The sequence below is a fragment of the Photorhabdus sp. P32 genome, from assembly GCF_038085095.1.
In the GTDB taxonomy this organism is placed as follows: Bacteria; Pseudomonadota; Gammaproteobacteria; order Enterobacterales; family Enterobacteriaceae; genus Photorhabdus; species Photorhabdus luminescens.
On the sequence record NZ_JAZGJN010000288.1, the window covers coordinates 38,607 to 57,345 of the forward strand.

General features: G+C 47.7%; 17 protein-coding genes. 8 read left to right on the forward strand and 9 right to left on the reverse strand.

Annotated features, from left to right (window positions below):
* Positions 1-22: 22 nt before the first annotated feature.
* The 8 genes from lpdA to V2H77_RS19105 form a co-directional block, all read right to left on the reverse strand.
* The gene (gene lpdA / locus V2H77_RS19070) at positions 23-1,450 is read right to left on the reverse strand and encodes a dihydrolipoyl dehydrogenase (RefSeq protein ID WP_341500119.1); all 1,428 of its coding nucleotides are present in this window, start codon (positions 1,448-1,450) and stop codon (positions 23-25) included.
* Positions 1,451-1,656: 206 nt separating this feature from the next.
* A complete protein-coding gene (gene aceF, locus V2H77_RS19075; protein ID WP_341500069.1) occupies positions 1,657-3,249 on the reverse strand; it encodes a pyruvate dehydrogenase complex dihydrolipoyllysine-residue acetyltransferase in 1,593 nt (530 codons plus the stop codon).
* 14 nt (positions 3,250-3,263) lie between these two features.
* Positions 3,264-5,927, reverse strand: a complete 2,664-nt coding sequence (aceE, locus tag V2H77_RS19080; protein ID WP_088373302.1) for a pyruvate dehydrogenase (acetyl-transferring), homodimeric type — start codon at positions 5,925-5,927, stop codon at positions 3,264-3,266.
* Between the two features lie 189 nt (positions 5,928-6,116).
* A complete protein-coding gene (gene pdhR, locus V2H77_RS19085) occupies positions 6,117-6,881 on the reverse strand; it encodes a pyruvate dehydrogenase complex transcriptional repressor PdhR (RefSeq protein WP_265378503.1) in 765 nt (254 codons plus the stop codon).
* Positions 6,882-7,476: 595 nt separating this feature from the next.
* The gene (locus V2H77_RS19090) at positions 7,477-7,845 is read right to left on the reverse strand and encodes a hypothetical protein (RefSeq protein WP_341500070.1); all 369 of its coding nucleotides are present in this window, start codon (positions 7,843-7,845) and stop codon (positions 7,477-7,479) included.
* 47 nt (positions 7,846-7,892) lie between these two features.
* Positions 7,893-8,165, reverse strand: a complete 273-nt coding sequence (locus V2H77_RS19095) for a lipoprotein (RefSeq protein ID WP_341500071.1) — start codon at positions 8,163-8,165, stop codon at positions 7,893-7,895.
* A 345-nt stretch (positions 8,166-8,510) separates the two neighbouring features.
* Positions 8,511-8,732 carry a helix-turn-helix domain-containing protein gene (locus tag V2H77_RS19100; RefSeq protein ID WP_049582365.1) on the reverse strand — a complete coding sequence of 74 codons (222 nt, stop codon included), beginning with the start codon at positions 8,730-8,732 and terminating at the stop codon, positions 8,511-8,513.
* Positions 8,733-8,740: 8 nt separating this feature from the next.
* Positions 8,741-9,319, reverse strand: a complete 579-nt coding sequence (locus V2H77_RS19105) for a hypothetical protein (protein ID WP_049582366.1) — start codon at positions 9,317-9,319, stop codon at positions 8,741-8,743.
* A gap of 861 nt (positions 9,320-10,180) precedes the next feature.
* On the opposite strand from V2H77_RS19105, the gene V2H77_RS19110 reads away from it, so the two are divergent.
* The 8 genes from V2H77_RS19110 (at position 10,181) to V2H77_RS19145 (ending at position 17,768) form a co-directional block, all read left to right on the forward strand.
* On the forward strand, positions 10,181-10,732 hold the full coding sequence (locus V2H77_RS19110) for a fimbrial protein (RefSeq protein WP_341500072.1): 552 nt from the start codon (positions 10,181-10,183) through the stop codon (positions 10,730-10,732).
* Between the two features lie 138 nt (positions 10,733-10,870).
* Positions 10,871-11,569, forward strand: a complete 699-nt coding sequence (locus V2H77_RS19115) for a fimbrial biogenesis chaperone (protein WP_341500120.1) — start codon at positions 10,871-10,873, stop codon at positions 11,567-11,569.
* A complete protein-coding gene (locus V2H77_RS19120; RefSeq protein ID WP_341500073.1) occupies positions 11,569-12,144 on the forward strand; it encodes a fimbrial protein in 576 nt (191 codons plus the stop codon). The genes V2H77_RS19115 and V2H77_RS19120 overlap by 1 nt, the downstream gene beginning before the upstream one ends.
* A gap of 102 nt (positions 12,145-12,246) precedes the next feature.
* Positions 12,247-12,912 carry a fimbrial biogenesis chaperone gene (locus V2H77_RS19125; protein WP_341500075.1) on the forward strand — a complete coding sequence of 222 codons (666 nt, stop codon included), beginning with the start codon at positions 12,247-12,249 and terminating at the stop codon, positions 12,910-12,912.
* A gap of 62 nt (positions 12,913-12,974) precedes the next feature.
* Positions 12,975-13,097 (forward strand): hypothetical protein, encoded by a 123-nt coding sequence (locus tag V2H77_RS19130; RefSeq protein WP_341500124.1) that lies wholly within the window; start codon positions 12,975-12,977, stop codon positions 13,095-13,097.
* Positions 13,075-13,740 carry a fimbrial biogenesis chaperone gene (locus V2H77_RS19135; RefSeq protein WP_341500121.1) on the forward strand — a complete coding sequence of 222 codons (666 nt, stop codon included), beginning with the start codon at positions 13,075-13,077 and terminating at the stop codon, positions 13,738-13,740. Before V2H77_RS19130 ends, V2H77_RS19135 begins: the two co-directional genes overlap by 23 nt.
* 82 nt (positions 13,741-13,822) lie before the next feature.
* Positions 13,823-16,465 carry a fimbria/pilus outer membrane usher protein gene (locus tag V2H77_RS19140; RefSeq protein ID WP_341500076.1) on the forward strand — a complete coding sequence of 881 codons (2,643 nt, stop codon included), beginning with the start codon at positions 13,823-13,825 and terminating at the stop codon, positions 16,463-16,465.
* Entirely contained in the window at positions 16,449-17,768 is a 1,320-nt protein-coding gene (locus tag V2H77_RS19145) for a hypothetical protein (protein ID WP_341500077.1), read from the forward strand. The genes V2H77_RS19140 and V2H77_RS19145 overlap by 17 nt, the downstream gene beginning before the upstream one ends.
* 102 nt (positions 17,769-17,870) lie before the next feature.
* Here the strand turns inward: V2H77_RS19145 and ampE are convergent, their stop codons facing one another.
* Complete coding sequence (gene ampE, locus V2H77_RS19150; RefSeq protein WP_341500078.1) at positions 17,871-18,725, reverse strand: beta-lactamase regulator AmpE; 855 nt, start codon at positions 18,723-18,725, stop codon at positions 17,871-17,873.
* Positions 18,726-18,739 lie beyond the last annotated feature (14 nt).

Sequence of the window (18,739 nt, forward strand, 5' to 3'; positions counted from 1 at the left end):
TTAGACTAATCGATTTAAGAAATTATTTCTTTTTCTTTGCTTTCGCATTTGGCAAATCAGTAATGCTGCCTTCAAAGATTTCAGCAGCCAGACCTACCGATTCATGCAACGTTGGGTGAGCGTGGATAGTCAACGCGATATCTTCCGCATCACAACCCATTTCAATTGCCAGGCCGATTTCACCTAGCAGTTCACCACCGTTAGTACCCACAATAGCGCCACCGATAATGCGATTGCTTTCTTTATCGAAAATCAGTTTAGTCATACCGTCAGCACAATCAGAAGCAATTGCGCGGCCAGAAGCTGCCCACGGGAAAGTTGCCGTTTCATAGCTAATACCTTTCTCTTTCGCTTCTTTCTCAGTCAAGCCAACCCATGCAACTTCTGGTTCAGTGTAAGCAATAGATGGAATCACTTTTGGATCAAAGTAATGTTTCTTACCGGAAATAACTTCCGCCGCAACGTGACCTTCGTGAACACCTTTATGCGCCAGCATAGGCTGACCAACGATGTCGCCAATAGCAAAGATGTGCGGTACATTGGTGCGCATTTGCTTATCAACATGGATAAAGCCGCGGTCGTCAACTACAACGCCGGCTTTACCTGCATCCAGCATTTTACCGTTAGGTACACGACCGATGGCAACCAGAACCGCATCATAACGCTGTGGTTCTGTCGGCGCGTTTTTGCCTTCCATCGTGACGTAGATACCATCTTCTTTAGCTTCTACCACGGTGACTTTGGTTTCCAGCATCAGATTGAATTGTTTGCTGATACGTTTGGTAAAGACTTTCACCACGTCTTTGTCAGCCGCAGGAATAACTTGATCCAACATTTCAACAACATCAATCTGAGAACCCAGAGCGTGGTAAACGGTTCCCATTTCCAGACCGATGATACCGCCGCCCATTACCAACAAGCGGCCAGGAACTGTTGTCAGCGCCAACGCATCGGTAGAATCCCAAACGCGCGGGTCATCATGAGGAATAAATGGCAGTTGAATAGGACGGGAACCCGCGGCAATAATGGCGTTATCAAAATTAATCGTTGTTGCGCCGCCTTCACCTTCAACAACCAGCGTGTTAGCTCCCGTAAATTTACCAACACCATTAACCACTTTAACTTTACGGCCTTTAGCCATACCAGCCAAACCACCGGTTAGCTGATTAATAACTTTTTCTTTCCAAACACGGACTTTTTCGATGTCAGTTTTGGGTTCGCCAAAAACGATGCCATGATCTGCCAGCGCTTTAGCTTCCTCAATAACTTTTGCTACATGCAGCAATGCCTTAGAAGGGATACAACCAACGTTAAGACAAACACCGCCTAAGGTAGAGTAACGTTCCACCAGGACGGTTTCCAAACCTAAATCCGCGCAACGAAAAGCAGCAGAATACCCTGCTGGACCTGCCCCAAGCACCACAACTTGGGTTTTAATTTCAGTACTCATCATGACCTCTTAATTGTTTGTCCGGCGGGTCAGGCGCCAAAAACGATATATTCCACCGGGACCTACACACCGCGAGCAGTTTACAGAATTGTTAATAACCTGAAAAGCGCGTTAACGTGACAGAACTCGCAACAAACCAACCAGATACAAGCTGTTTCTCTGTCACCGCAATAACAATCAGGCCGGCGCATGGCCGGCCTTTGAGATTACATCACCAGACGGCGGATATCGCTCATCGCATGATTAATAAATGTGATGAAACGCGCGCCATCAGCGCCATCGATCACACGGTGATCGAAGGAGAGAGACAGAGGCAGCATCAGGCGTGGTACAAACTCTTTACCATTCCATACTGGCTTCATTGATGAACGGGATACGCCCAAGATAGCCACTTCCGGCGCATTAACGATTGGCGTAAATGATGTGCCGCCGATACCGCCCAGGCTTGAAATAGTGAAGCATCCACCCTGCATATCAGATGCAGTCAGTTTGCCTGCACGAGCTTTCTTAGACATCTCAGTCAGCTCACGGGACAGCTCAATGATGCCTTTCTTGTTGACATCACGGAACACTGGAACCACCAAACCATTAGGCGTATCAACTGCCACACCAATGTTGATGTATTTTTTCAGCGTCAGTTTTTGACCATCTTCCGAGATAGAGCTGTTAAAGCGCGGCATCTCTTCCAGCGCTTTTGCTACTGCTTTCATGATGAATACTAGCGGAGTAATCTTCACGCCAAGCTGTTTCTTCTCAGCTTCCTGATTCTGTTGTTTGCGGAAGTTTTCAACCTCAGTGATATCCGTTTCGTCGAACTGGGTAACATGAGGGATCATCACCCAGTTACGGCTCAGGTTAGCACCAGAGATTTTCTGAATACGGCCCAGTTCAACTTCTTCAATTTCACCAAATTTACTGAAATCAACTTTCGGCCAAGGCAACATACCAGGCAGACCACCACCCGCTGATGCAGGAGCAGACTCAGCACGTTTAACCGCGTCCTTCACGTAAGCTTGAACATCTTCACGCAGCACACGACCTTTACGCCCGGTACCTTTCACTTTAGCCAGGTTAACGCCGAATTCACGCGCCAGACGACGGATCACCGGCGTTGCATGAACATAAGCGCTATTCTCAGCGAAATCATTTTTGTCTTCTTCTGCGAAGCTTCTGCTAGCAATAACCGGCGCTGCCGCTTTCTCTGGTTCAGCCGCTGGCGCTGAGGCAACCGGAGCGGCAGGGGCTGCACCTGCAACTTCAAATACCATAATCATAGAATCGGTTTTCACTTTATCACCGACCTTGATTTGAATTTCTTTAACGATACCTGCGAATGGCGCCGGTACTTCCATAGAGGCTTTATCGCCCTCTACGGTGATCAACGATTGTTCAGCTTCCACTGTATCGCCAACTTTCACCATCACTTCGGTAACTTCGACTTCATCACCACCGATATCCGGTACATGAACATTCATAGCCGCAGAAGCTACTGATTCTGGCTCTGCCATACGCGAAGACAATGTTATCGCTGCTGGCTCTTCCGCTGGCGCAGCTTCTACCGCACCTGCCGCGGAATCAAAAATCATAATCAGTTTGTCAGTTTCAACTTTATCGCCAACTGCAATAATGATCTCTTTAACAACACCCGCCTGTGGGGATGGAACTTCCATAGAAGCCTTATCACCTTCCACGGTGATCAGCGATTGCTCAGCTTCCACTGTATCGCCAACTTTCACCATGATTTCGGTGACTTCAACTTCATCCGCACCGATATCCGGTACCTTAATTTCGATAGCCATTGATTCTTTACCTCTTATGCCAGACGCGGGTTAACTTTTTCTGGGTTAATGTTGTATTTCTTGATTGCTTCTTCCACAACATTCACGTCGATTTCGCCGCGCTTAGCCAACTCACCCAAAGCAGCAACTACCACGTAAGAAGCATCAACTTCAAAGTGATGACGCAGGTTTTCACGGCTATCGGAACGACCGAAACCGTCAGTGCCCAATACGCGGAATTCGCTTGCAGGGATGAAATTACGAATTTGTTCTGCAAACAGCTTCATATAATCAGTAGAAGCCACGGCCGGTGCTTCATTCATGATCTGAGCAACATAAGGCACACGTGGCGTTTCTGTTGGGTGCAGCATGTTCCAACGTTCACAATCCTGACCATCACGAGCCAGTTCAGTGAATGAAGTTACGCTATACACATCAGAACCCACACCATAATCGTTAGCCAGAATCTGTGCCGCTTCACGAACATGACGCAGAATAGAACCAGAACCTAATAGCTGAACTTTACCTTTGCTGCCTGCCAAGCTTTCCAGCTTGTAGATACCTTTACGAATACCTTCTTCTGCACCTTTTGGCATCGCCGGCATGTGGTAGTTTTCGTTCAGCGTAGTGATGTAGTAGTAAATGTTCTCTTGTTTCTCACCATACATACGCTCCAAACCATCATGCATAATCACAGCAACTTCATAAGCAAATGCCGGATCGTAAGAGATGCAGTTAGGGATAGTCAGAGACTGAATGTGGCTGTGACCATCTTCGTGTTGCAAGCCTTCGCCATTCAGGGTTGTACGACCAGAAGTACCACCAATCAGGAAACCACGCGCCTGTTGGTCGCCTGCCGCCCAGCACAGGTCGCCAATACGTTGGAACCCGAACATAGAGTAGTAGATGTAGAACGGAATCATTGGCAGGTTATTGGTGCTATAAGACGTTGCCGCCGCCAGCCATGATGAACCAGCACCCAGTTCATTGATACCTTCTTGCAGAATCTGGCCCTTAGCATCTTCTTTATAGTAAGCAACCTGCTCACGGTCCTGCGGAGTATACTGCTGGCCGTTAGGGCTATAGATGCCGATCTGACGGAACAGACCTTCCATACCAAAAGTACGCGCTTCATCAGCAATGATTGGAACCAGACGATCTTTGATTGACTTGTTCTTCAACATCACATTCAAGGCACGAACGAAAGCGATAGTGGTAGAAATTTCTTTGTTTTGCTCTTCCAGCAATGGACCAAAATCTTCCAGCGTTGGCAGTTCCAGCTTCTCTTCAAAATGAGTACGACGGCTTGGCAGATAGCCACCCAAAGCTGCACGACGCTCATGCAAATATTTGTACTCTTCAGAGTCTTTATCAAAAGTCACATACGGCAGATTTTCGAGTTGATCATCAGCCACAGATACATTGAAGCGATCACGGAAATGGCGAACGCCTTCCATATTCATCTTCTTAACCTGATGAGCGATGTTTTTACCTTCAGCGGTATCGCCCATACCGTAACCCTTGATAGTCTGAGCCAGGATAACCGTTGGTTTGCCGGTAGTTTCCTGCGCTTTTTTCAAAGCGGCAAAGACTTTCTTCGGATCATGACCACCGCGGTTCAACGCCCAAATTTGGTCATCAGTCATATCTTTGACTAATTCAGCGGTCTCTGGGTAACGACCAAAGAAATGCTTACGCACATAAGCGCCATCTTTGGATTTGAACGTCTGGTAATCACCGTCCAGCGTTTCGTTCATCACTTGGATCAATTTACCGCTGGTATCTTTACGCAGCAGTTCATCCCAACGCTCGCCCCAAAGCACTTTAATCACTTGCCAGCCGGCGCCATCAAAAATGCCTTCCAGCTCATTAACGATTTTGCCATTGCCTGTAACTGGGCCATCCAGACGTTGCAGGTTACAGTTGATAACAAATACCAAGTTATCCAGTTTTTCACGGGTTGCGATAGTGATCGCCCCTTTAGATTCTGGCTCATCCATTTCACCGTCGCCTAGGAAGGCATAAACGGTCTGCTTGGATGTATCTTTCAGACCACGGTGTTCCAGATATTTCAGGAACTTAGCCTGATAAATCGCACCAATTGGCCCCAACCCCATTGAAACAGTTGGGAACTGCCAGAATTCAGGCATCAATTTTGGATGCGGATAAGAAGAGAGACCGTTGCCATGAATTTCCTGACGGAAATTATTCATCTGCTCTTCCGTTAAACGGCCTTCAAGGAAAGCACGAGCGTAGACACCTGGAGAAATGTGACCTTGGAAATAAACCAAGTCACCGCCGTCATTTTCATTACGGGCACGGAAGAAATGGTTGAAACAAACTTCATACATGGTTGCTGAAGATTGGAATGAAGCCATGTGACCGCCTAATTCCAAATCTTTTTTGGATGCCCGCAACACGGTCATCACAGCATTCCAACGAATAGCAGAGCGAATACGGCGCTCCAAATCCAGGTTGCCAGGGTAAGCAGGCTCATCCTCAACAGCAATGGTATTGATGTAATCGCGGTTCGCAGCACCTGCCGCAACATTCACGCCACCTTTACGTGCTTCGTTCAGTACCTGATCAATCAAGAACTGGGCACGATCAACACCCTCTTCACGGATGACCGATTCGATCGCCTGTAACCAGTCGCGAGTTTCGATCGGATCCACGTCATTTTTCAAAATGTCTGACATGGTGTATTCCTTATCTGTTATCTGTTTCTAATGATTGTTTTGGAGCCTACCTTCCCGTCATACCCTTTGACGTTCAGCCGGTCATGACTGGAAGATAGGCCCTCACTGTTGTTGCCGCTAGCGCCCTCAGTAAAGGGACTCAACTTAGCTGTGCAGACGCAGCAAACTTCAAGATCTACACAGCTAATTTTATTCCTGATGCTGTTGAAGACGTCGTAATGATCGCTCGCGACGAGTATGCTCGCGACTGAGATCCAATAAGACATCTTCAATAAAAGCTAAATGGCGATGGGATGCCTCACGGGCTTTCTCTGGTTGCCTCGCCATTATCGCTTCAAAAATCTTCGACCGATGATCGCTGACGGCCATCAGCATTTCTCGGCGGGTATACAAAAACTCAAAATTCTGCCGGATATTGTGCTCCAGCATAGGCGCCATACAGCGTAATAAATGAAGAAGAACCACATTATGCGCAGCTTCGGCAACGACAAGCTGATATTGCAAAACCGCCTCGGATTCAGCATTGACATCACCCCTTTCCTGAGCTTGTTGAATAACAAGGTGATATTCACGAATGCGTTCAAAATCTTCGTCGGTTCCACGCAGAGCCGCGTAATAGGCTGCAACACCCTCCAAAGCATGGCGGGTTTCGAGGAGGTCAAATTGAGATTCTGGGTGACCAGCCAGTAGTTGTGCCAGTGGATCACTGAAACTTTGCCAGAGGTTACTCTGAACAAACGTGCCCCCACCCTGACGGCGAAAAAGAAAACCTTTAGCTTCTAACCGCTGAATGGCTTCGCGCAGTGAAGGACGTGACACATCAAACTGTTTCGCCAACTCACGTTCAGGCGGCAACTTCTCCCCTGGACGCACAGATCCTTCAAGGATGAGATGTTCAAGACGCTGCTCAATGACATCTGATAATTTTGGTTGGCGGATTTTGCTATAAGCCATATTTACTATAAGTCAGTTAGAACCAAGCCAGTTAGAACCTATCTCATTAGGCTATTTTGTTTGTCGTTTGAACCTAGGCAGTGTTCAAACAGCCTGAATCAATCAATGCCTACTTAAGGTAGGTTATATGAATAAACATTGTCTCGGTCTTTGCCGAAGTCAATTGGTAATACCAATTTAAACTACTGGGCCATAAAAGTAACAAAGTATTCACCAACTGTCCATAAAGACCTTGTGCTAAATCATAAAAACCTGCAAATTTTAACAATTTTTTTTAAAAATTAGCAAAAGTTGATAACCAATAGGTTAATAAACATCCTAAGATAATACCTTAACCTAACTTTTTAAACGTATAAATGAGTATAGTGAATCGTTACAGCAATAAAAGAGTTGAATCTTTATAAAAAAATATAGCTACCAAATCATCACCTGTTGATTTTAAATACAATTGCATACCATCAGGTTATAAATGTAGCTCAAATCAATAAAATCGAGGGGCTAAAACTGGTTATCAGAAAGGAATAATGGCAAATATGTGAGGAACCACCAGCAACAGTTCCACATAACTCTTGCTGATGGGAAAAATGTACTATCATTAAAACCAATAGCGCGTCTTTTCATACCACCCTTTTCTATACATACAGGATGAAATTATCCAACTCCTTGACGATTCATTTTTATCCCAACGCTTAACTTCAGTTTTTGGCACAGTAACGTAATGATTACAGGATTTATCTTCTTTTTTGTCTTTATCTTTACAGGAAAAATGTTTTGTCTCGAAAGAATGAACAATTTCGCTGGTCCAGTCTGATGGTAATTGAGAATAACCAAATGCCTTACATTCAGCATAATCCCTGTCTCTTTCATACTTAGTTGCGCCTGGTTTTTCCCACGATGTACAACCGGTCAATAAAGTAAATAATATAATTAAAGGAATAATGGTGATTTTTTTTATGGAATTCATAAAAAATGCCTCAAATAAAACCAAAGAAAATAATCAGGACAATTAAATTAGAATTTAAAAGTTCCCCTAATACGGTAACTATCTTTCTCAAAAGATGGCCTTCCACCAGATTGTATAATTTGTCTGTCTTGGATTGATGTATTTTTATCAAAATCAGGCACAGGATGCGTGGTATCGACTTTGACTTCTTCACCCGAAATTATATCTTTGACATTACATTCAAAATAACCACAGGTTGAAATATAAGCATCACTTAACTGCGGCATGGAACATCCTGTAACCATAAATATTGATAACAAAGCAATGAGAAATTTATTCATTCCTAATATCCTTAAATTGCTGTATATATTATAAAAATTTAACTTAAACAAAAAACCATATAAAAAAAGAGATCATTTCTTACGATCGAGTAAGTAATATCTACATATGCATTTTATCTTTCTGGCATTCCACGGAATATCAGAACAATATCCCCCCAGAGAGAAATATATATTCTTATCGCTAGGAAAAACCTGCTTTATTGGCGTTCCATTAACACCAAAGAGTAACAGGCTAGATAAAAAACATGAAATAATTGATATTTTCATGCATTTAAAACTGGCTAATGAATATAAAGTTCCATCTTATAAGATACCAAAAGACATACAGTGACTTTATTTTTTATATTAACGGCTATCCTCTCCATCTTCCACATATTCCAATATATCTCCAGGCTGACACTGTAAATGTTTACAAATTTTTTCCAGCGTCTCGATACGGATACCTTTTATTTTGCCATTTTTCAGCAATGATAAATTTTGCTCAGTAATGCCAATAATGGCGGCTAATTCTTTAGACTTTACTTTCCTTTTCGCTAAGATCACATCCAGTCTTATTATAATACTCATGATGATTCTCAGATAAAATAACGTTGCTCATCACTTATCTTCTTAGATTCACGCATAATTAAGCTAAATATCAGAAGGAATACACCAAACATAATAATAAACAGAGATTCTGAATTAACACCAAGCGAGAAACTAAATACCCGTTGTCCTTTTCCTAAATCTACAGATAACGCCATCCCTTGTAATGTATTAATCACAGGGTAAAGCAGTTGCTCCAGAATCATCAGGAAACCAATAATAAATGAAGCGGAAATATTACGATCACTCCATATTTCACCTTTAGCAAACCGGAAAAACAAAATTCCGATTAATACATAAGAAGCGGTTGATATGATTCGAGGTATCGTATCCAGTAAGATATAAAGTACCTCACTTAATAAAGACTGCTTAAATCCTTTTGCAATTAATGCAGGCATCAGATCACTATATGCCTGAAGAACAGCTTGACGAGTGGTATCATGCCATAACGACCAAGACGCAATATGGAACCCTATATCACCAATTGCCATAACAGCAGCAATAATAATAGCCAGAAAGCTAAGTAGCTTGATTCTGGGATTAGTTACAAACTCCTGTTTATCACACATTGTGTCATTCCATATACATGTTCAACTAAACTGTCGCTAAAGTACTTTAAAAATTATCGTATGACAATAATTTTTTATCACTAAATAGACAGAATATGATTCAGAGTAATCAATAAATCATAGCGATCATCATTGAAAACTGTCATTAATTTATTGATAGGAAAAGAAAAAAGTAGTTATTCCTCCCAAAGCAATTTATCCGCCACAGCGATATTTTGTCATGAAGGTTAACAGTGCCGTTTGCACAGGAAGCCTTTTTAAAGCTCAATATGCTCGCTCAATACCAAAAAAATTCATAAAAATAGTTAATGTATTTCTTTTGCGAATCTGGAAGTCTTAGTTTTTGGGCAATGATAGGAATAGACGGAACGCGAAGAAAAAGTTGCTTAAGGTTGTGATGGCGCTTTCAGTGAAAGCCAGTTTCTGATACGGAATAAAAACCGAACATTTAGAGTTATTTTGTTCGGTTATCTTCAACCGCCGGGGCAGTATACGGAAAATTTCATCACTTAAAAGAGATTTTTTGTATTATTTTGTAAAAAATTACTTATTTTTTTGATTTCAAAAGGAAATTATTTCTTAAATTATGAATATTACGAACTGTTTTTAGGCTGTTTTTTGAGCGATTTGATATTCAGTTCCCGATGCTAAGGGCTAAGGCCCTCAAACTAAACGATATAAGTCACAAGTCATTTCTTAGCGTGAATATTTTTATATAAATATTTCATCTAGTTAATAACCAAACAAAATAACTCTAAATGACTAGTAAACGCACCGCGTTGGCGGCCCGTCTGTTTAATCTGTCGTGATGTTGTTTTAGGCAAAATGTATGTAAATAGATGTAGATAAGGAATAGATGAAATGAAAAAGCAAATTTTGAAAACCAGCGTATTAGCCGCAGTGCTCCTGAGCATGGGGGCGGCACATGCTGATAACATTGGTGATAGTGCGTCGATGGTCGTGTCAGGTTCTGTAGGAGCGCCGACTTGTACGGTCAAAATCGACAAGCCCAGTATCGAACTGGGCCATGCTATACCGGGCGATTTTGTCACAACCGGCACCTTAGTCAAGCCTCAGAATTTCACTATTTCACTAGTAGGTTGTACATCCGAAATGGACACAACAGACAAAATGAAACGAAACGTTGATTTGAAAATTACTGGGCCGCTGACCGCGAGTGGGGATGGATACTTTGGTACGGCTGGTACAAATAGCCTAGCTGTGGGTCTGGTAGAAAAGAATGAAACCACGCTCCTGGAAAACAACAAGCAGGTTGCACTGGTTGACAAGGGGGGTGCTCTTACTGGCGTGAAAAAAGAATTTACCGTGGGGCTGGTTGCTAAGGACCCTAAATCTGTTAAGGCTGGGGAAAGTGTCAGTGTACCACTGACATTTCAACTTGTTACTCGATAATCAAATTTACAGCTAATCAACGCCGTCAGGCGCAAGGAACAGCATAGCAGTGGAATTGGACAAGGAAGTCCAATTCTTGCTTACGCAATACCAACACAGACACTTTCAGGTGGATCAATGAAAAGATTGATGACAGCGATGATAGTGGCCGGTCTACTAGGCTCCTCGATCACTGCCACGAGGGCTGGGGGAGTCAGTATTGATACTACCCGCATTATCTACCCGGCTGACAGCCACGCAGCGGCAACCTCGGTGCGAAATAGCAGTAAGGAAGCCGTCTATCTGATGCAGGTGGCGGTCAGTGCCGACTCTGAGCGGAAGAAAGCCGCTCCGTTTGTGGTGACACCTCCCCTGTTTCGTCTAGAACCTGGCAGCCAGAATCAGGTGCGCATTATCAAAACTGGTAAAGCCCTGCCTGCCGATCGGGAATCCCTATTCTGGTTTACCGCACAGGCCATCCCGTTAAGCCCCGAATCCGACAATCCCTCTCGCAAGCAAATCACCGGGGGTGTACAGATTGCTATAGCCAATACAATTAAGCTGATGTATCGCCCACAAGGGCTACCGATTTCTGTCGAAAAAGGGTTTAGCACCCTGCACTTTAAACCAACAGCCGAGGGAATAACAGTCACCAACCCATCACCCTACTACATCACCTTTACCTCCCTGAAAGTGGGCGGACAGGAGCTGATGACGAAGCAGCAGAAAGAGAACATGGTCTCGCCATTCTCTGCTCTGGCGTTACCGCTCAAGGGGGCACATTACCCGGCCAAAGTGAGCTGGACGGTGATTAATGACCTCGGGGGCGAATCCACTTATCAGGGGGAGATACCGTAATGTTAAAACCGTGGACTCTTATCAGACAGACAACCCTAGCCAGTCTGTTCTGTACCGCCCCCCTGTCTGGGGGAGCGAGCCCCAACACGGCAGAACTGACGCTGGCGCTGACGCTGGAGCAGCCAACCTGTGAGCTTAATGTACAGACATCCTCCACTGTGAAGTTTTCGTCCGTACCACTCACCGAGGTGCAGAACAGTGCGGGACATATTGATTCTGTGAGCAGCAAACCCATTACGCTGGCGTTGTCAGGTTGTGCCGGGTCAGCCCGCGCGGGCCGTACCCCGGCCATTAAAATAGCCGGTCCCACGTCAGAAGACTATCCGACGTTATTTCGGGATAAAGCCTCCACGGTAGCGGGCAATGTGGGATTTGGCCTGCGCTATCAAGCGCCGGGAGGCGGACTGGGGAGCTACCTGAAAAATGGCGATTATGTGGATTTGGCGTCACTGGGTAGCGCCGCCAAAGACAGTCAAATCACCTTCCAGATGGATATGCGACATGAATCCGGTGCGGCTGTGCCGACTCCCGGTGAATTGACCGCACACATTCAATTTCAATTTGACTATCACTGAGCGTAGCTCGGGTAACCGATTTCAGGAGGCGTTGTGGAAACAGGTCGGGCACGCACAACGCGGTACAAGCTGGCGCCGCTACTATTCTCACTGGGATTAGGCATGACCGGCACAGAACCCAGTCAGGCAGCCGGTATCAGCCTGAATAAAACTCGGGTGATTTTTAGCCAGGAGGAACGGGCACAGACACTGACGGTGGTCAACACCACATCTCAGGCGTGGCTGGTGCAGGTGAGGATCACGGGAGCTCAGGAGAAAGCCGCACCGGCGTTTGTGGTGACGCCGCCGCTGTTCAGGCTGGAGGCCAACAGTCAGAACAGCCTTCGTATTTTGCCGACGTTTAACCGGCCTCCTTTTCCGGTGGATCGGGAATCGCTCGGGTATGTGCAGATGAACGCCATCCCCGCGACTCAGCCGGTGACGGATGAGCCTGTTCGGGAGCAGGCGTCGATGAGCGTGGGGATGCGGATCAAGTTTTTCTGGCGACCGCATGGCCTGCCGATGTCGCCGGAAGAGGCATATGGACGGCTTCGCTTTCAGCCGCAATCCGATGGCATGAAGGCGTGCAATCCCACCCCGTATTTCCTGTCGCTGGACAGCCTCACGCTGGACGGACAGGCGCTCGATCTGAACCGCTATCCCTCCATGATAGCGCCGCAAGATTGTGTGACCTATGTCGGACAGGAGGGCAAAAAATCGGTGAGCTGGTCGATGATTAATGATTACGGCGGGGCTTCGAACCTGTTTACCGCCAAAGCGGCGCGTTAAATTCGCCCGTGTTTTATCCAGAGGTGGAAAGTGAAGAGAGTCAGTAACGGAAATGGGCGAGCATGCGGTGGATCAATGATTTACCCCTTCTGTTTCGCCCTGCTGCTAGGGGGCTTGTTAAAGGCGCAGGCGGCGGAGAATCAGGGGTTATCGTTCTCCCCGATGCAGTTATCGTATGTGGCTAAAGATAGCCCGGGCGGCGTGACCCTCAGCATGACGAATCACACCGAACAAGGCTATCTGGTACAGGGATTTGTCAGCCCGATGGACCCCGATACCGGTCGCTTTGACGCCAAAGCCGGGCAAGTTCCCCCTTTTGTTGTCCTGCCGCCGTTAAAGCGGGTCGAAGCCGGTGGGAAATTTTTGTTCCGTATTCGCCAGCTTGGCGGGCAGTTGCCGCAGGATCGGGAATCAGCCTTTGTGGTCTCGCTGCGGGCTATCCCCGGCGTCGCCGTACCGGACACAGGAACACCGGAGCGCAAAACCGGCCAGCATTCGCAAGTGCAAGTCGCCTTACAGATGAATATTCGGCTGTTTTATCGTCCTCAGGGCGTCCCCGCCCGGGATAACGCCACGGTGGCTAAACAGGTGAAATTTTCCCTTCAGGGAACGCAATTGCGGGTGGAAAATCCCACGCCCTATTTTCTGACTTTTTCTGTCCTGAAAATAGGCGCACAACACGCGGATAACCACACACGCCAAACGATGGTGCCGCCGAAAGGCATACAAACCTATTTGTTTCAAACCCATTCGTTTACTGCCGGGACACCGGGCCTGCTGGTCTGGCGTTTTCCCGGTGACAGTCAGGATCGCCACGTCCCGTTATAAACCCGCCGCATCTGCGGACGGTGTACCGGCAAAGTGACCTCAAGATTAACAGCATAAGCTTAATTAGAAGCAGAGATGAGCTATGGCAATAAACATTTTATTTCCGTCTGCGCTACGGGCGGGTAACCCACGTGCGTCCGGTCAACCGGGCCGTTTCCGGCCCCGTCCGGTGTACCTATGTCTGCTGTGTTCACTGACGGCAACGGCTCTGCCCGCCTCCGCGCGGGAATACTTTAATCCGGCTTTCCTGATGGGCGCTGACGGTGAACGCAGTCATGTCGATCTCTCGGCGTATGAAACCGCGGGGTATGTCGCACCGGGACGCTATCTGGTCGATGTCTACATAAATCAGAATAAGGTGGACAACCGCGAGATTGAATTCAGGCTGATTAACAACCATCTTCAACCGGTATTAACGGTTGCGCAGCTAGAAGAATATGGGGTCAATGTTCGCGGGTTACCGGCTTTTAAGGGAAAAACGAACGACAGCCTCATTACCGATCTGACGAAACAGATCCCGCAGGCCCGTGCAACTCTGGATTTCGCCCGTTTACGTCTGGATCTGAGCGTCCCTCAGGTCGCTATGCAATCTCATCATTCCGGGATGGTCGATCCGTCACTGTGGGATAACGGCATCCCGGCCTTTTTGATGAACTACACCGTTAACGGTTCAGAAGGGCGTTATGACGGTCAGGGCGCCGGCGGCGGATCACGCTCCCGCAATCTGTTCGCCTCTTTTCGCAATGGGTTGAATCTGGGCCCGTGGCGTCTGCGCAGCACGCAAACTTACAGTTACAACCGTCAGCGTAACAAGGGGCCCGCCGGTTTTTCCACACCGGCACAGACCCAATGGCAGGTGAGTAATACCTACCTGCAACGGGATATCCAGTCGCTGCGCAGTGAGCTCACCGCGGGTGAAACCTATACCGGCGGGGACATTTTTGACAGCATCCCGTTTCGCGGCATGAAACTGGCTTCTGAAGAGGCTATGTTGCCTGACAGTCAGCGCGGTTTCGCCCCGGAGATAACCGGGGTGGCGAACTCCAATGCGCAGGTGACCGTCTCCCAGAATGGTTATACCGTCTATCAAACCACGGTAGCGCCGGGGCCGTTTCGTTTCAACGATCTGTACACTACCGGGGGCGCGGGCGACCTGACGGTCACCATCAAAGAGGAAGATGGCAGTACCCGGGTCTCCACCTTCGCTGCTTCGTCTGTTCCTGTGATGCAGCGACCCGGCGGCATTAAATATGAGTTGACGACCGGTCAATATCACGGCGGCAACCTCACCGATGGCAGCCGTTCCCCGGTATTTGCGCTGGGCACGCTGGTTTATGGCCTGCCGCACAATATCACCCTGTACGGCGGCGGGCTGGTCGCCGGCAACTACCAGTCGGGGGTATTAGGCTCGGGCGTGTCACTGGGGGTTTTTGGCGCCCTGTCTGCGGATGCGACGTTTGCCCGCGCCCAGTTACAAGGGGTTAAGGGTCAGGAAGGTCACCAGCAACAGGGCCAATCTTATCGGGTGAAATACTCCAAGAATTTGATCAGTACCGGCACCGGCATTGATTTGGCCGCCTACCGCTATTCCACTCAGCATTACTACAGTTTTAGTGATGTTAACAGCATGGGATACAGCCTGAATGAATATCAGGTCCCGTGGGCGCTTGACCGACGTCAAAGCACCTGGCAGGTCAATCTGCGTCAGACACTGGGACGCTGGGGCAGTCTTTACGCCTCCGGGACGCGCAACGATTACTGGAATGGCCGTACCGACAACAATCTGAGTCTGGGTTACAACGCCATGTTGATGGGGATCAGCTATAACCTGAGTTATAACATTTCTCGTATAAAAGGCGAGGGCCACTGGCCGGAGAACCGCCAACTGTCATTGAATATGCAGATCCCGCTCAGTCTTTTTGGGTCATCGTCGGCGTTACAGGGCGTTTATGCCCGCTATACCGCCTCGCGCGACTCGCAGGGTCATACCTCTCAACAGACCGGCATCAGCGGCACGTTATGGGATAACCGCCTGAATTATAACCTCCAACAAGGCTGGGGACACAGCGGCCAGCAAAACAGCCGGTCTTTGTCTCTGGGTTATCAGGGCAGCCAGGGCAGCGTTAATCTGGGTTACAACGACAGCGCCAATAGCCATCATTTCACCTACGGGACTTCCGGCGCCCTCCTGATCCATCCTTACGGCATGACGCTATCACGCTCATTAGGTGATGAAGCGGTGTTAGTCCGCGCGCCCGGCGCAAAAGGGGTGACGGTCAGTAACGGCAACGTCCAGACCGATTGGCGCGGCTACGCCGTCCTGCCGGGCGGATCGGTCTACCATAAAAACACCATCAATCTAGATCCGTCCACACTGCCGGACGGGGTTGATATTGACCAGACCAGTAAGAACGTTTACCCGACCAAGGGGGCGGTGACGCTGGCCAATTATCAGGTGCGCTTAGGCAGCCAGTTGCTGTTGACTTTGACACATCATGGCAAACCCGTGCCCTTTGGCGCCACGGCAACGCTAGCGGGGAACGCGGCTCAGGCCGGCGGCGGCATTGTGGGCGATAACGGCCGGGTTTATCTGAGCGGCATGCCGCCCGCCGGTCATGTGAAAGTTAAATGGGGAAACGGGGCAAATCAACAATGCACCACCCGTTATCAGGTGTCGTCCGATACCCCCGGACAACTGGTGCAGGCCGATGCCGTGTGTCTATAAGCATGACCTTCATATGGGCAGCTTGACCTGCGCGCCCGGTAAAACATCACCTGTCTCGCGTTTGCCTCCGGAACACAGCCAAAAGAGCGGTTATCCCCGGAAGTTAGACCCGCGATTTGAACAGATGAATAATTTGGAGAGAAGAAGGATGTTAAATACTGAACGTTTGTGGGGCAGTCATGTCGAAAACCCGGTCCCAACCCTTATGGGCCTGGGAGTATCACTGCTCTTTTTATTCACCGCTTTGCCACTCCAGGCAACAGAGACTTATCAGGACTGTGAGGCTGAATTGGTGCATATGGTTCGCAATGTCACCGGTTATGCAATGGCGCCAAACAACAAAGATAAGCGGGATTATTCACGTGATGAAATAGTGGGCTATACCACCAGTGGCCCGCTTGATTGGTCGACAACCTGTCGTGTCCCTGCCGGAACGCAGTTTATGGCCTACACCGTGGGATCGGGCGCCAGCCCATTACTCTCTTCGTCGTCACCGAGTAGCACCCGGGTAGGTCGAACCGGTGACTTTACCGTCGATATCGGGCAATCTTCACTCTCTTGCCAGACGCATGGTTCAGCCAATACTTACCACACCGCCAATCTGGCAACCGGGAATAGCGGCGTTAACCTTCCTTGCGTCCCGGATGCTAACGGCCTGGTTGATGTCAGTGTTCGCACAGTGACCGGAGCGATTTACCCGGACAGTGACGGCAATTTCAATGCAAAACCGGGGGGAAGTCATTTGTCAGTGGGCTCGATCGGCTGGACTCCAGCGGCAATATCGGGGCCTAACGGCATGCTGAAACCCCTGTGGACCACCGTCATCCTCTCATCCGTTAAAAAGCCATCCACCTGTGCCGTTGTCCTTACCCCTCCATCGGTGAATTGGGGAACAGTGAAAAGAGCCGGTAAAAAAGCGGGAGATCCACTGGAATCAGCCAGGCAAATAGGGATAAACAGCACCTGTTCCGGCGATGACGAGGTCTTTCAACATTCACGCCTACTCTACCGAATCGATGGGCCATTTGTGCCGGGTAAACCGAATGCCCTAGCCTCGTCAATAGATCAGGTCGCTTTCGCGTTCTTCGATTCTGCCAACAAACCCTTATCACTCAGTACCGGGCACCGAGGTGAAGGGGAAAACGCGAGATACGTTAAGCAAGGGGACGATAGCTATACAGCATCAACACAAGTATCCGTGGTCCCCATTCTGATGAAGACAGATGGCGCCGGTGGACTCGCCCAGGCTGTCGCTGTGATTTCAGTCTGGTCGGATGTTAATTTCATCGAACCTTCTGCTTAGTTGTTACGATTGTTGCAGCGCCAGTCGGCGCTGCAAAAACCAGCTCTAATAGCTAAAGGGATGAATAAAACCCGAACCAATCAGAGTCATTAAGCCAACGAATCAAACCAATGCCCCATAAATTGTCAGTAAGGCAACGACAACGATGATAGAGAAAGTCACTTTTTTCGCCAGTATCACTGCGGCAATAGGCGTTTGAATTGAATCAAGATGGGGTTCGCGACTTAATGAAAACTGAGCAAGCTGACAGAGCACTTTATATTGTGAGGTTCTTAAATCACTAAGAGAAGCAACCCACGCCGGTAAAGCTCGCTCACCATGCCCTAATAAAGCATAAGTAACGCCAGCCAGACGAACGGGAATCCAATCCAACCAATGCAACAAGCCATCAACGCCAGATTGAGCTCGCTGAACCGGCGTACCATATTGTGCCAACCATCCCTGATAAGCCCTTAAGAAACAATATCCCATTAAAGCAACCGGCCCTAATTCACCCGCCACAATCAACCAAAAAATCGGCGCCAGATAATAGCGAAAATTTATCCATAGCAACGCATTTTGTATCTCTCGCAACATATTCTCTTTACTGGCATCAGAAGGTAAACCATGAATAATCGCGAGACGCGTAAGATATTCTCTTTGCTGTTCCCTGTTATCCTGATGAACAGTACGAAAATATTCACGATAATCATGCCGTAAGCGCCCCGCCCCGATGCACAGCAAACAAATGAATACCCATAAAACCAGTTCAAAAATACCGAACATAAAATCATTTAATATTTCAATCAATACCCATGTAATCATCATGACTACTAACGTCATTAAAAGGCTTTTCCATAACGAAAAAGACTTCAAATCGGTAAACAATGGCTCAAGACGGCGCTCCAATTGCCAATGGTCACCCATTTTAAAAACCCGTTCCCATGCCAACACTAACAACAGTATAAAGAGAGTCATTCTTTCTGCTCCTG